The 13,998-nt window shown below is 58.5% G+C and carries 11 protein-coding genes, 2 pseudogenes and 1 riboswitch; all 13 genes and pseudogenes read right to left on the bottom strand.

The genetic code is table 11. The features are described from left to right. Nucleotides 1-293: pseudogene (locus C8029_RS17840) on the bottom strand (HesA/MoeB/ThiF family protein); the annotation flags it as partial. Further along, nucleotides 290-895 (bottom strand): thiamine phosphate synthase, encoded by a 606-nt coding sequence (locus tag C8029_RS17835; protein ID WP_009572571.1) that lies wholly within the window; start codon nt 893-895, stop codon nt 290-292. The pseudogene C8029_RS17840 and the gene C8029_RS17835, both read right to left, overlap by 4 nt. Continuing rightward, nucleotides 892-1,653 (bottom strand): thiazole synthase, encoded by a 762-nt coding sequence (locus tag C8029_RS17830; RefSeq protein ID WP_009572572.1) that lies wholly within the window; start codon nt 1,651-1,653, stop codon nt 892-894. Before C8029_RS17830 ends, C8029_RS17835 begins: the two co-directional genes overlap by 4 nt. A gap of 1 nt (nt 1,654) precedes the next feature. Beyond that, complete coding sequence (gene thiS, locus C8029_RS17825; protein ID WP_009572573.1) at nt 1,655-1,852, bottom strand: sulfur carrier protein ThiS; 198 nt, start codon at nt 1,850-1,852, stop codon at nt 1,655-1,657. Further along, nucleotides 1,842-2,776, bottom strand: a pseudogene (locus C8029_RS17820) (FAD-dependent oxidoreductase). Before C8029_RS17820 ends, thiS begins: the two are co-directional and overlap by 11 nt. Further along, nucleotides 2,773-4,572 (bottom strand): phosphomethylpyrimidine synthase ThiC, encoded by a 1,800-nt coding sequence (gene thiC / locus C8029_RS17815; RefSeq protein WP_152003413.1) that lies wholly within the window; start codon nt 4,570-4,572, stop codon nt 2,773-2,775. Before thiC ends, C8029_RS17820 begins: the two are co-directional and overlap by 4 nt. Before the next feature lie 122 nt (nt 4,573-4,694). Continuing rightward, nucleotides 4,695-4,824, bottom strand: a riboswitch (TPP riboswitch). 209 nt (nt 4,825-5,033) lie between these two features. Beyond that, a complete protein-coding gene (locus C8029_RS17810; RefSeq protein WP_152003412.1) occupies nt 5,034-7,061 on the bottom strand; it encodes a sigma-54-dependent Fis family transcriptional regulator in 2,028 nt (675 codons plus the stop codon). 57 nt (nt 7,062-7,118) lie between these two features. After that, complete coding sequence (locus C8029_RS17805; RefSeq protein ID WP_009572577.1) at nt 7,119-7,607, bottom strand: hypothetical protein; 489 nt, start codon at nt 7,605-7,607, stop codon at nt 7,119-7,121. Between the two features lie 351 nt (nt 7,608-7,958). Continuing rightward, nucleotides 7,959-10,160 (bottom strand): catalase/peroxidase HPI, encoded by a 2,202-nt coding sequence (gene katG, locus C8029_RS17800; protein WP_152003411.1) that lies wholly within the window; start codon nt 10,158-10,160, stop codon nt 7,959-7,961. 108 nt (nt 10,161-10,268) lie between these two features. Continuing rightward, nucleotides 10,269-11,840 (bottom strand): GMC family oxidoreductase, encoded by a 1,572-nt coding sequence (locus C8029_RS17795; protein WP_152003410.1) that lies wholly within the window; start codon nt 11,838-11,840, stop codon nt 10,269-10,271. A 12-nt stretch (nt 11,841-11,852) separates the two neighbouring features. Then, nucleotides 11,853-12,377 carry a Twin-arginine translocation pathway signal gene (locus tag C8029_RS17790; protein WP_152003409.1) on the bottom strand — a complete coding sequence of 175 codons (525 nt, stop codon included), beginning with the start codon at nt 12,375-12,377 and terminating at the stop codon, nt 11,853-11,855. Nucleotides 12,378-12,397: 20 nt separating this feature from the next. Further along, entirely contained in the window at nt 12,398-12,793 is a 396-nt protein-coding gene (locus C8029_RS17785; protein ID WP_009572581.1) for a VOC family protein, read from the bottom strand. A gap of 127 nt (nt 12,794-12,920) precedes the next feature. Then, nucleotides 12,921-13,964: an NAD(P)-dependent alcohol dehydrogenase gene (locus tag C8029_RS17780; protein ID WP_009572582.1), complete on the bottom strand. Its 1,044-nt coding sequence runs from the start codon at nt 13,962-13,964 to the stop codon at nt 12,921-12,923. Nucleotides 13,965-13,998: the final 34 nt, after the last annotated feature.

Here is a 13,998-nt window from a genome sequence, read left to right as displayed (position 1 = left end):
GAATGAATCGCCCGGTCGGGGTTGAGGCTGCACTGAGACTCTGCGCGGCAGCTTCGGCCTTGGAGCGCCCCAAATCAGACATCCGAAACAGGGTCTGACGGTGCAGGTTGCTTTCCTCCACATGATCGGGGATCGACGATGTCGATCCGCCCGACGCCCGCCCCGGCCAAAAGCGGCAAAACGGTGGAGCCAAGCCCGCCCGCCCCCACCACCAAAACCCGCGCAGCGGCCAACCGGGCTTGCCCGACCGCGCCGATTTCGGGCAGGATTTCCTGCCGTGCATAGCGGTTCATCGCCAAGCCTCCGTGGCCCTGATCCAGTCGCAACAGCGCGTTTCGGGATCAGCCGCCTGTGCGATATCCGTCACCACCGCGGCACTGTCCGCCCCGGCGGCAAACAGCCCCGGCAATCGTTCGGTCGTTAGCCCGCCGATCCCGACCAGCGGCACGTCACCCGCCGCGCGTTTCCACTTGGTCACACGTTCCAGCCCTTGCGGACCCCATGGCATCTTTTTGAGGAGCGTCGGATAGACCGGGCCAAGCGCGACATAGGCCGGATCACACGACAGGGCGCGCTCCAGTTCCGCCTCATCATGGGTGGACAGGCCAACGGCGATGCCCGCACGACGCAGGGCTGCAAAATCCGCGCTGTCCATGTCCTCTTGGCCCAGATGGACAAAGGAACAATTGAGATCAAGCGCCGCTTGCCAGTGATCGTTGACCACAAGCTGGGCGCGATGCACGGCGCAAAAGTCGCGGGCACGGCGGATTTGACGATGGATTTCTGCCTCCGCCTGGTCTTTGATCCTGAGCTGGACAAGGCGAACCCCATGGGGGACGAGCAATTCGATCTGACTGACATGGCCGACGATTAGGTAAAACGGATCAAGTTTCATGCCAACAACTCCGCCATGCCAAACACCGGCGTGGACGCATGGGCCATGTCGCGCGCGGGCATCAAACCCGCCTCTCGCGCCAAACGTCCCGCCGTGATTGCATCCGAAAAGGCCCGCGCCATCGCCACCGGGTCAAGCGCCTTGGCCACGGCGGTGTTCAACAGCACCGCGTCAAAGCCCATTTCCATCGCCTGCATGGCCTGAGACGGCGCGCCGATCCCGGCGTCGATCACCAAAGGCACCTGTGGAAAATGCGCCCGCATGGCACGCAGCCCACCGATGTTGCGCAGCCCCTGCCCTGACCCAATCGGCGCACCCCATGGCATCAACACGCGACACCCGGCCTCGATCAGCTTCTCCCCCACGATCAGATCTTCGGTCGTGTAGGGAAAAACATCGAACCCATCCGCACATAAAATGCGTGCGGCCTCAACCAAAGCAAAGGGATCGGGCTGCAACGTGTCGGCATGGCCGATCACTTCGAGCTTGATCCAAGGCGTGCCAAACAGCTCGCGCGCCATATGGGCGGTGGTCACGGCCTCGCGGACCGTATGGCACCCTGCGGTGTTGGGCAAAATCCGGCAACCGCTGTCCTGAAGAATATCACGGAATCCGCTGCCCCCCGGCCCTTCGCGGCGCAACGAGACGGTGATGACCTCCGCGTCAGAGGCCGAAATGGCCGCACGCAGCACCTCGGGCGAGGGGTATTGTGCGGTGCCGAGCATCAAACGGGTGTTGAGGTCTATGCCATAAAACATTCTATCCTCCCTGCATCGGCGCGAGGAGTTCAACCTTTGCGCCTGGGGTGAGCGGGGTCGATGCCCGCGCCGCGCAGGGCACGAACTGCCCATTGAGCGCGGTGGCGACTGCGGCCGCCTCAATACCGGTTTCGACAATCAAATCGGCCAGTGTCGGCGCAGCCGTTTCATGGGATGCACCATTCAAGTCAATGCGCATGGGCAGGCTCCTTTGCCAAAACGGAGACAAGATCAAGGGCGAGTGCCGGGGCCATCAAAAACCCGTGGCGGTACATGCCATTGACGTGGATCACATCACCGACATGCCGGATGGCAGGCAGATTGTTTGGAAAGGACGGCCGCAGCCCCGCCGCCGTTGTGATCACCTCGCCCTCGGCAAAGCGGGGTGAACGGTATAGGCCGCCGACAGCAATTCCATCACAGCCCGCGCCGTGATACCGCCCGCATCATCGCTTTCGACCATCGTCGCCCCGACCATGTACCGCCCCGCGCCGCGTGGCACGATATAGACCGGAAAGCGCGGATGCAGCAGGCGGATCGACCGGGTGAGTGTCACATCGGGGGCGTGCAGTTCCAACATCTCGCCACGCACCGCGCGCAGATCGGACAGAGCCGCGCGGGCCGCAATCCCTGTGCAATCCACCACGCGCCCGCGCGCGGGACCGTCGCGAAACGCCACCCCCGCCGCCAAAAGCCGCATGCGCAAGGCCGTGAGCGCAGCACGGGGGTCGAGATGCGCCTCGGCTGCAAAGAAAAGCCCGCGCGCAAATCGTCCAGATATTGCGGGTTCCAATGCATCGGGCGTCACCCAGCCATGCCCGCGTGTTGCACGCGCAAAGCGATCCAATTCCCCCGCATCACGCGGAGCGGCGAGCACAAGCGTCCCGCGCCGCGTCACATCAGGGACATGGGCCGCCCACCAATCCACCGCCGATTGTCCGCGCGCGACGATCACCTCGGGCGCGCTTTCGCCCTCGCAATAGGGCGCAAGCATCCCCCCCGCCAGCCAGGAGGCGGGGGGCGGGCTGTGTTCGGGCGCGATCACTTCGATTTCATGCCCCGCCTCATGCAGCGCGGTGGCAACGCACAACCCCACCACGCCTGATCCCAGAACTGAAATCATTCCGCCGGTTCCTTCGCGCTGTCGTCTGTCGGCAGGTAAAGTTCGCCACCCTCGCGGAATTTTGCGGCCATAGCCGCCATGCCATCCTGCTTTTCGGCCTCGGCGCGAATGTCATGGGAAATCCGCATCGAACAGAATTTCGGCCCACACATGGAACAGAAATGCGCCACTTTATGCGCCTCTTTTGGCATGGTTTCGTCATGCATCTCGCGCGCCGTGTCGGGATCAAGGCCAAGGTTGAACTGATCTTCCCAGCGAAATTCGAACCGCGCCCGAGACAGCGCGTCGTCACGCAATTGCGCGCCCGGATGCCCCTTGGCCAGATCGGCGGCATGGGCGGCGAGTTTGTAGGTGATGACCCCGGTTTTGACATCGTCTCGGTCCGGCAGGCCAAGGTGTTCCTTGGGCGTCACATAGCATAGCATCGCCGTGCCGAACCAGCCGATCATCGCCGCACCGATGGCGGAGGTGATATGATCATAGCCCGGCGCGATGTCGGTCGTCAGTGGCCCGAGCGTGTAAAACGGCGCTTCGTGGCAATGTTTGAGCTGTTCGTCCATATTGGCTTTGATCTTGTGCATCGGCACATGGCCAGGCCCTTCGATCATCACCTGACAATCCTTGGCCCAAGCGATTTTCGTCAGCTCGCCAAGCGTGCGCAATTCGGCAAATTGTGCCTCGTCATTGGCATCGGCAATGGAGCCGGGGCGCAAACCATCGCCCAAAGAGAATGACACGTCATAGCGGCGGCAGATGTCGCAAATCTCGTCGAAATGCTCGTAGAGGAAACTTTCGCGGTGATGATGCATGCACCATTTCGCCATGATCGACCCACCACGCGACACAATCCCGGTCACCCGCTTGGCGGTCATCGGGATCATGTGCAGTCGGACGCCTGCATGGATGGTGAAATAATCGACGCCCTGTTCGGCCTGTTCAATGAGCGTGTCGCGGAACACCTCCCATGTCAGGTCCTCAGCAATGCCGTTGACCTTTTCCAACGCCTGATAGAGCGGCACAGTGCCGATGGGCACCGGCGCATTGCGGATGATCCAGTCACGAATGTTGTGAATGTTGCGCCCGGTGGAGAGATCCATCACCGTATCCGCGCCCCACCGGATCGCCCAAACCATTTTCTCTACCTCTTCCTCCATCGAGGAAGTGACGGCGGAATTGCCGATATTGGCGTTGATCTTGACCTTGAAATTGCGGCCGATGATCATCGGTTCCAATTCGCGGTGGTTGATGTTGGCGGGAATGATCGCGCGGCCTTCGGCGATTTCCTGGCGGACAAATTCCGGCGTGACGAGGTCAGGCAGTTCCGCCCCCATCGGATCGCCATCGCGGGTATAGGCCGCCATCCGGCCTTCATTTTCACGAATGGCGACGAATTCCATTTCCGGCGTGATCACCCCGGCTTTGGCATAGGCAAGCTGCGTCACGGCCCGGTTGCCAACAGCGCGCAGCGGATCGCGCTGTTTCGGGAAAGCGGGCGTCAATCGCGCGCCGGTCGCAAAGCCGTTGTCGGCATCTGTGATCACCCGCCCCTCATATTGTTCGATGTCGCCGCGCGCCTGAAGCCAGCCACCGCGCACATCGGCCAACCCTTCGGAAATCTCGATCTGCGCTGCGGGGTCAGTATAGGGGCCGGAGCTGTCATAGACTCGCAATGGCGCCTCGCCCGTCACCGAAATCTCGCGCAGGGGCACGCGCAGCTCATGGGTCTGGCCATGAACATAGATTTTTTGTGAGGCAGGCAAAGCGCCTGTGGTGATTGTTGGGATCGTGTCTTTCATTTCGGTCTCCTCATAACGATGAGACCCAAGTGAAACGGGTAGCAGACATGGACCACCGCCCATGCGCCAAACGCAAATGGGCCAAGCGGCCCGAAAGGACCGCCCTCGTGACAGAGGTGTACGGAATTGCCCTTCGGTCTTCCTACGCCAGCATCAACTGGGTCAGGTTCTAAGGGTCGCGTCACCTCGGGCGGGGTTTCCGCCGTCAATCAGCCTCTCAGTCCCTTGGGCGGGACTCCCCTGACGTAGTGGTATTAACGAAATGCCGTGGCGTCCTGTCAACCGATAAGTTACGGCGAAGGCGTAGACCGGCTTGCACACGCGCCTGTCACCCGCTGATGCGGGCAACAGATTTTCTGGGCTATCTCATTGAATATACGACTGATCCAACAACGAAAAGCCGGGGTTCGCAAGCGGGTGCGTCCTCATTTGGAGTGACTGCTTTGCATGTTGCAAAACTCTTAGGCGTCGGAAGAGAGCGCCTTGCGAATATGGTACTGCTTCATCTTGCGATAAAGCGTCGGGCGAGAAATCCCCAGAACCGCCGCAACCCGCGTCAGGTTGCCATTCTCCGAAATCATCGTCTGGCGGATGGCCGAGGCCTCAATGCTTTCGAGATCGCCGGAATGGCCTTTGAGAATGTTTGGTAGTGGATCTTCTTCGCAACTGGCGAAATCGTCCTGCAATTCGGGCGGTAAGTCCCTCAGGCGCACAAGATCATCTGTCTTGATCAGGTAAACACGCTGCACCACGTTGCGCAATTCACGCACATTGCCCGGCCATTGATAGGCCATAAGCCGTTTGATCACCTCGTCGGAGAAGGTCATCGGCGGGCGTCCGGTTTCCTTGGCATAGCTTTGCGAAAAATGAGCGACCAGTTCAAGCACGTCATTCGCACGATCCCGCAGGGGCGGGACTTCGATGGTCACCACGCCCACGCGATAAAACAGGTCACGCCGGAAATTGCCTTTTTCGATCTCTTGCCGCAGGTCGCGGTTCGTCATCGCCACCAGCCGGACGTCAACCGGACGGCGTTGACTGCCGCCGACTCGATAGATCGCACGTTGTTCAAGCGCCCGCAGCAGATAGGGTTGCAATTCGATCGGCATGTCCCCGATTTCATCAAGACACAGCACGCCGCCATCGGCCAATTCAAACTTGCCCGCGCGTCCGCCACGCACCGCCCCGGTGAAGGCCCCGTCCTCATAGCCAAAGAGTTCGGCCCCGATCAGTTCGCCGGAAATCGCCGCGCAGTTCACCGGTACATAGGGGGCTTTTTCACGCGGCAAGCGGCTATGGATCAACCGCGCGAACAGCTCTTTGCCGACGCCGGTTTCCCCATGGATCAGCACGGAAACATTGGCTTGCGCCACTCGCTCGGCCAATTCGATCGCATCGACCATCTTGGGCGAACTGCCGATAATCTGGATCTCAGCCTCGTTCACATTGCTGCGCGGTTTGATCGTACACGACGCAGGTATACGGGTCGAATTGTTCTTATTTTTCAAAAACAACGCCGCACCACGATAGACGCCTTCCAGCTTCAGCCGCTCGACACCGTCCGTCTCAAGGCTCAGGGGCAGCAGGTTCGTGATCTCTCTGTCTGAGAGTTCCAACAGCTTTGGCAAAAGCTTGTGACCGACTTCTAACTCCTTGGACCGCAACAAGGTTTTTTCATCCACCCCACGCCGAAACAGAACGTGACCGTTCTTATCCAACAGGATCACACCGCGATCCACCCGACTGTATTCGGACATCATGAAGGCTTCGAGCAACATGGCGCGCTCTTCTTGCTGCTGCTCCGCGAGGGCAATCTCAATTTCACGCGCCGAGGCCAACACCAGAGCAATATTGTGTTGGCGGAAAATCTGGGGCGGGCCAGACAAATCAACGACCCCGATAATCTCTTGGGTAAACGGATCGCGGATTGGGGCCCCCGCACAGGTCCAGGCCTGCACACCTTCTACGAAATGCTCGGCAGCATGCACATAGGCGGGCTTTCCCGTCTTCAGCGCGGTGCCGATCCCGTTGGTCCCGATGGTTTGTTCATTCCAATCCCCGCCGATCTCAAGATGGATGCCCTGACCCTCGTCCAGGATCAACTCGTCCCCAATGGCGTCGATGATGACGCCCTGATCATCCGCGAGGATCAGGATCGTCTTGGCTTCTTTCAGATAGGGTTCGAGACGCTTAAAGGCGGCTGATGCCGCCTTGCGCAAAGCGGCGTTGCGCTCCTGACGCAGGAACACCCCGTTCTCGTCAATGATCTTGCGCGACGCCTGCCCACCGGCATTGACCCCGAGTTCCCGGCTGCGTCGCCACGAGGCAAGGATTTCCTCGCGCACAGTGTCAGGTCGGGTCTCAGTATTTTGACCAGAGGACACAAAGCGTTCCCACGCCTCGCGGGTATGCTGTTCCGAATAATCGGAACCGCATATCAGCCCCGCAGCCTTGTCATTTTGCATGTTGTAATAACTTGAACGGGTCATGATGAGGGGACACGCCTTCCTTTCTCATAGCTGATGATTCAAAAAGCGCCGTTTTCCTCATGTGCTTTTCAGGTCCAACACAATCTCAAGCTCATTCGCCAGATCTTTCTCGGTAAAGTCACGCGTGATCTCAACGCCTTCCAAATGTTTCAGCAGGGCGTAAAGATCGTCATCCAACGGGGAGAGGAATCCATTTTCCTTGGTCGCAAGAACCAGTTTTTTAGACATGAAATTGCCACGAATTTCGCCCAGCATCTGAATCTGCAACCCGCTGGATTTGTCCGCCAACACAACGCGGTTGTTCAGGCTGACTTTTACGTAGGGGTCGGCAACATCATTGCGCACAGAGGCTTTGAGATCATAGATCATCAGCCCGTCGAGCTTGGGCGGCTCCCGCCGTTTCGCCTCTTGCTGGCGCATACGGGTGTAGCCACCGCCGCTGAGCTGGTCTGCGAGTTTGCGGATCACGGGCATATTTTCAGAGATCAGGCGTTTCGCCTTCACATCTTCCGCGCGTGGACCTTCCCTCTTCGAGAAAATATCCAATTTCAGTTCCTCCCTGATTAAAAGATTAGCAGCAGTTGTCTCGTCTCTCCAAGAGAAAAGACCGGCCTCGTCCAGCGGAACACATCATCGGTTTCGTGGTAAAAACGGCTGAAACCCGTCGAATTTTGGAAAAAGACGCCACGGATCAGATGGATGCAGTCTTCTGCAAAACACGTCATTTCCCGGCTTTCAGAGCATGAGTGTGCAAAAACTGAACAACGTTTTCTCCGCAGATACGGACGAGAACACGGGGTGGCCTGTGCCAAAGGCGCATTTCCGACGCAGGAAAGGCCAAGACCGAGGTCTGCCAAAGGCCGAAATCCGGCCTTTGGCATTCTTATTCAACTCCGATCAACGCAGATCGAAACGGTCCGCATCCATCACTTTGACCCATGCCGCAACGAAGTCTTTCACAAAGCCTTGCGCATTTGCGCGGCTGCCATAGACCTCGGACAAAGCCCGCAATTGCGAATTCGATCCGAACGCCAGATCAACGCGCGTCGCGCTCCATTTCTTCGCCCCCGACGCCCGGTCACGCCCTTCGAAAAGCGTTTCGGAGTCATCGACCGGCACCCATTCGGTGTCCATGTCCAAAATGTTGACGAAGAAATCGTTGCTGAGCGTGCCGGGGCGTTTGGTCAAAACGCCGTGCTCCGATCCACCTTGATTGGCTGCCAGTGCCCGCATCCCGCCAACCAAGACGGTCATTTCCGGCGCGCTAAGGGTCAAAAGCTGTGCCTTATCCACCAAAAGTGCTTCGGCCGGATAGGTATAGGCGGCTTTCTCGTAGTTGCGGAATCCATCTGCGACAGGTTCCATCGGCGCAAAGGAGTCTGCATCCGTTTGTTCAGCCGAGGCATCCGTGCGACCCGGCGTAAAGGGCACCGCAATGACCGTCCCGCCGTCTTTGGCCGCCTTTTCAATGGCCGCATTGCCGCCCAACACGATCAAATCCGCCAAGGAGACTTTTTTCCCGTCGCTTTGCTGACCGTTAAAGGCGGTTTGGATCGCGCTCAACCTGTCCAGCACCTTGGCCAGACGGGCGGGATCATTCGCCTCCCAATCCTTTTGCGGAGCCAGTCGGACACGCGCCCCGTTGGCACCGCCGCGTTTATCAGAGCCACGGAATGTCGAGGCCGAGGCCCAGGCAACAAAGACCAGATCCGACACCGAAACACCCGAGGACAGGATTTCCGCCTTGAGGGCGGCGGCATCTGCATCCGTGATCAGGGGATGATCTGCCGTCGGGATCGGGTCTTGCCAGATCAAATCTTCGGCGGGAACCTCGTCCCCAAGGTAGAGTGCTTTCGGTCCCATGTCGCGGTGGGTCAGTTTGAACCAGGCGCGCGCAAAGGCTTCGGCGAAGGCTTCGGGGTCCTCATGGAACCGTTTCGAGATCGGCCCATAAATCGGGTCCATCCGCATCGCCATATCGGCGGTTGTCATCATGACCGGAACCGTCGTACCCGAACCGTCAACCTGCGGCGCGTGATCACCCTCAGACAGGTCCTTGGCATGCCAGATATGCGCGCCAGCCGGGCTTTTGGTCAGTTCCCACTCATAACCGAACAGCAGGTCGAAATAGCCATTGTCCCACTGGATCGGGTTCGCGGTCCAAGGGCCTTCGATGCCCGAGGTGGTGGTGTCCACGCCTTTGCCGGACGCATGCGTGTTTTTCCAGCCAAAGCCCATCTCTTGCAGCGGGGCCGCCTCAGGTTCCGCCCCCACGAGCGCGGGATCACCGGCCCCATGTGCCTTACCGAACGTGTGGCCGCCCGCCACCAAAGCAACCGTTTCCTCGTCGTTCATCGCCATCCGCGCAAAGGTTTCGCGGATGTCACGGCCCGAGGCAATCGGATCAGGCGTGCCGTTCGGACCTTCGGGATTGACGTAAATCAGACCCATTTGCACGGCGGCCAACGGATTTTCCAAATCGCGGTCGCCCGAGTAGCGCTTGTCGCCCAACCATTCGGTTTCCGAGCCCCAATAGATGTCTTCTTCGGGTTCCCACACGTCTTGGCGACCGCCGCCAAAGCCAAAGGTCTTGCCGTTCATGCTTTCGATCGCGACGTTTCCGGCCAGGATCATCAGATCGGCCCAAGACAATGCGTTGCCGTATTTTTCCTTGATTGGCCATAGCAGACGGCGGGCCTTATCAAGGTTGCCGTTGTCCGGCCAACTGTTCAGCGGCGCAAAACGTTGAGTGCCCGTTGAGGCCCCGCCACGCCCGTCAGCGGTCCGATAGGTGCCGGCAGAATGCCACGCCATACGGATGAAAAACGGGCCGTAGTGACCGTAATCCGCAGGCCACCAGTCTTTGCTGTCGGTCATCAGGGCGGTCAGATCGGCCTTGACCGCTTTCAGGTCAAGTTTTTGAAACGCTTCGGCATAGTTGAAATCCGGCCCCATCGGGTTCGAAGCCGGGGTATGTTGGTGCAAAATCCGCAGATTGAGCTGATTGGGCCACCAGTCCCGGTTGCCTTGCCCCGAAGCATTGGTGGCGCCGTGCATAACCGGACATTTGCCCGCGCGATGCTGATTGTTTCCGTCCATGGTTTCCTCCCTTTAAAGTGGAACATATAGTTTGAGCCCATACGTTTTAAAGCACGGGACGGGCCTCCCGGTTTCCCGAGCGGCCCTATTGTAAAGCAAGAGACGGTGTCAGAGCGTCTTTTTGCCCATTTCGGATGCGATGTAATCTGCCTGCCGGATCGCCAATGCCACAATGGTAAGCGTCGGATTTTCCGCCGCACCTGTGGTGAATTGACTGCCGTCCGAGACAAACAAGTTGGCAATGTCATGCGACTGACCATGCTTGTTGACCACACCATCACTCGCCTTTTCAGACATCCGGTTCGTGCCCATATTATGGGTCGAAGGATAGGGCGGCGTCGGGAAGACGCGGGTTGCGCCCACGGCCTCGTACACGGCAATACCCTGTTTGTAGGCGTGACTGCGCATTGCAATATCGTTCGGGTGATCATCAAAGTGCACATTCGCCACCGGCAACCCATGTTGATCCTTTATATCATGGTTCAGCGTGATCCGGTTGGTTTCTTGTGGCATATCTTCGCCGACAAGCCACATGCCAGCCATGTTCTCGTAATGATCCAGCGCCGTGGTGAATTCACGACCCCAGCCGCCCGGATCAAGGAAGGCCGCCATGAACGGCAGACCCAGAGACAGCGTCTCCATCTCATAGCCGCCGACAAATCCCCGTGACGGATCATGACGGGCTTCGTCTTGGATGATCCCGGCCATGGTGGTGCCACGCCACATACGAACCGGCTGATCAAACACGCCATAAACCGATCCGGTCATGTGACGCATGTAGTTGCGCCCGACCTGACCCGAACTGTTCGCCAAACCATCGGGGAACATGGAGGAGGCTGAATTCAGCAACAGCCGCGGACTTTCGATTGAATTCCCGGCGACACAGACGATCCGCGCCTTTTGCTCGTGCTGTTTGCCTTTGGCATCGACATAGACAACGCCGCTCACCCTGCCCTTTTTGTCATGCTCGATCCGCATGACATGACACCGCTCGCGCACTTCCAGATGTCCGGTCGCTTCCCCCTTGGGAATGTCCGTATAGGCCGACGACCATTTCGCGCCCCATTTACAGCCCTGAAAACAAAACCCGGTTTGTTGGCACGCCATGCGGTCATCATACTCGGCCGAATTGATCGCCATCCGTCCCGTGTGGACCTCTTTGTAGCCCAGAGCCTTTGCCCCGGCTTCGAACACTTTGTAGTTGTTGTTGCCCGGCAAACCCGCCCGGCCACCCGTGCGTGTGACGCCCAGCTTGGTTTCTGCTTTGGTGTAGTAATCATCCATCTCACGCGGGTCGATCGGCCAATCCAGAAGGTTCGCGCCTTGCACATCGCCATAGGTCGTTTTGGCCTTCCATTCGTGGTCCTGAAACCGCAAAGACGCGCCCGCCCAATGGGTCGTGGTGCCGCCAACGGCCTTTACAATCCACGCAGGCAAGCCCGAAAAATCCTTGGCTACGCGCCAGTCGCCCGAGGTCGACCGAGGGTCGGTCCAGGCCAGCTGACCAAAGCTGTCCCATTCGTCATTGATATAATCCTCGGGCAAATACCGGCCACCCGCCTCGAGCGAGACAACCGAAATTCCTTTTTGTGCCAGTTCATTGGCCAACACGCCACCACCGGCTCCGGTGCCAATGATGACGACAACGCTGTCGTCATTCAGATCAAAAGGTGCAGTCATTGTTCAAACCCCTCAAAGCCAATTGATGTCATCGAAACCGCGGTCAATATATCCGCCTTGCGAAAAGCTCTCGCCCTCGTAGCCAAAGATCGGCCAGACGGCTTTTTGGTTGTACAGGCCGGTCACCAACCCACCGCGAACCTGTTGAAAGAACGGGCTGTTTTCCATTGCGCGCAACAGATCAACCCGGTCGCGTTCCCAACCCACGTCGATGTAGCGCGCGTAGCCGATGCCCTTTGCCGCCGCATCCAAAGCGGCGATATTCGCTTCGATGGTTTCGGCGGCCTCAGCTGTGTCATAACCTTTCACGGCAATGGCGTAATATGCATCAGAGACCTGATCATGCGGATAGATATCTCGTGCCATTTGGATCAGCGTTGCCATGGTTTCGGACGACAAATACTCGACCTCCAAAGCCCAATTTGCGGCCTCCACCCGGCCCGCAACAAAACCGGATCCGATGGCGAAGCTGGCGCCGAACACTGCGCTTTGCGACAACAATTGCCGGCGCGTCATACCTTGCTTGCGAAGAGACATGTTTTCCTCCCTTTTCAATTTTACTGATATCTGCCAGCGCGTTGCAGAACTTCGATCTGGTACCCGTCCGGGTCCTGAACAAAGAAAAACCGCGCCAGCGTTTTGCCATTGCTTTTGAAATCAACCACCTTGCGCGGGGCAAACCCCGCCGCCTCAAACCGGGCGTGTTCGGCCTCAAGATCTTCAACGCTGAACGCAAGATGCCCATAACCGTTGCCCAGATCGTAAGGCGCGGTTGTGCCCTTGTTGACCGTCAACTCAAGTTCAAATGTGGCCTCTGAATTGGACAGATAGACGAGCGTGAAATCGTCAAAATCGATCCGCTCCGCGACCTCCAACCCAAAGGCCGCGCGGTAAAAGGCGACAGACTGGGTCTCATTGAGCACCCGGATCATGGAGTGAATTGCTTTTGCCATTTTCAGTCCTCTACGCTTGAGAGTTTTAAATGCCCTGCGACCAAGAGCGAGGATGCGGTCGCAGGGCCGATGTCATCGGCAAGGTCAATGGGACGATCCCTTGCACGTTGACTCACCGGTCCGGGCCTCAGGGGACAATCACCCCGCGACCGGTAAACTTGCGATCATTGAAATCGACGATGGCTTGGTTGATGTTGTCGAGGCTGTATTCGGTCTGGTGCATCTTCACCTTGCCGTCGGCATTCATTTCCATGAGTTCGACCAACTCAACAAAATCGCCCACAAGGCTGCCACCGATCTTGATCTCGTTCGCGACCAAGTCCAGTGTTGGCACTTCGACGGTGCCGCCATAGCCGACCATGATCAACTCGCCGCCCTGACGAAGCAGCTTCCAGCAGATGTTTTGGGTGCCATGCTCGCCGACAAAGTCGATCACCACATGTGCGCCGCCGCCGGTCGCTTCTTTCACCTGTTCGATCAGGTCCGGTCCGCCGTCGAGAACGATGTCCGCGCCCAACTCTTTGGCAAGCACCTGCGCGGCTGGTTCACGGTCCACCGCAATCACCCGCGCCCCGCTTGTGTGTTTCAGCACTTGCAGCGCAATATGACCAAGCCCACCGATCCCCAAAAGCACAACATAGCCCCCTGGATTCAGGAGTTTGGCCGCCTTTTTGGCCGCGCGGTAGGCCGTGATACCCGCATCCGCCATGGGCGCAACTTCGAGCGGGGTGATGCCGGTGTTCAGCTTGATGACCGAACTTTCGCTGGTCTTGAAATATTCGGCAAAGCCGCCGTCCAACCCGAGACCGGGGAACAGCCCGTGGTCACAATACATGTCATGCCCATACCGGCAACTCAGACAGATGCCACAGCTGCGATGCGGGTGACAGATCACCGCATCGCCGGGTTTCACCGAGGTGACGGCACTGCCCACGTCTTCGACCCAGCCCGCGTTCTCATGGCCCATGATATAAGGCAAAAGATTGCCCCCGGTATCCATGATGTCTTTCCAAACGCCTTCGATGATATGCAGGTCGGTGCGGCACAAGCCGGCTGCACCGACTTTGATGATCACCTCATCCGGCGCTGTGATTGTGGGAGGACGTACGTCTTCAATCTTCAGCTGCACCTTCATTGTGGGATCATATTCGTAGAGTCTTGCTGCTTTCATGGTCAGGTTCCTTCCGACTGTTCAGACCGACCCC

This window comes from Roseobacter sp. TSBP12, from assembly GCF_009129705.1.
In the GTDB taxonomy this organism is placed as follows: domain Bacteria; phylum Pseudomonadota; class Alphaproteobacteria; order Rhodobacterales; family Rhodobacteraceae; genus Celeribacter; species Celeribacter baekdonensis_A.
Note: the sequence above shows the minus strand (reverse complement) of the source record. Positions and strands in the feature narration are given on the sequence as shown.

Bases quoted from the DNA above. Each gene is read 5' to 3' on its own strand.
- C8029_RS17785 (WP_009572581.1), bottom strand. From the start codon at position 12,793: ATGGCAAAAGCAATTCACTCCATGATCCGGGTGCTCAATGAGACCCAG.
- C8029_RS17780 (WP_009572582.1), bottom strand. From the start codon at position 13,964: ATGAAAGCAGCAAGACTCTACGAATATGATCCCACAATGAAGGTGCAG.
- C8029_RS17795 (WP_152003410.1), bottom strand. From the start codon at position 11,840: ATGACTGCACCTTTTGATCTGAATGACGACAGCGTTGTCGTCATCATT.
- C8029_RS17810 (WP_152003412.1), bottom strand. From the start codon at position 7,061: ATGACCCGTTCAAGTTATTACAACATGCAAAATGACAAGGCTGCGGGG.
- C8029_RS17790 (WP_152003409.1), bottom strand. From the start codon at position 12,377: ATGTCTCTTCGCAAGCAAGGTATGACGCGCCGGCAATTGTTGTCGCAA.
- thiS (WP_009572573.1), bottom strand. From the start codon at position 1,852: ATGCGCATTGACTTGAATGGTGCATCCCATGAAACGGCTGCGCCGACA.
- thiC (WP_152003413.1), bottom strand. From the start codon at position 4,572: ATGAAAGACACGATCCCAACAATCACCACAGGCGCTTTGCCTGCCTCA.
- C8029_RS17835 (WP_009572571.1), bottom strand. From the start codon at position 895: ATGAAACTTGATCCGTTTTACCTAATCGTCGGCCATGTCAGTCAGATC.
- C8029_RS17830 (WP_009572572.1), bottom strand. From the start codon at position 1,653: ATGTTTTATGGCATAGACCTCAACACCCGTTTGATGCTCGGCACCGCA.
- katG (WP_152003411.1), bottom strand. From the start codon at position 10,160: ATGGACGGAAACAATCAGCATCGCGCGGGCAAATGTCCGGTTATGCAC.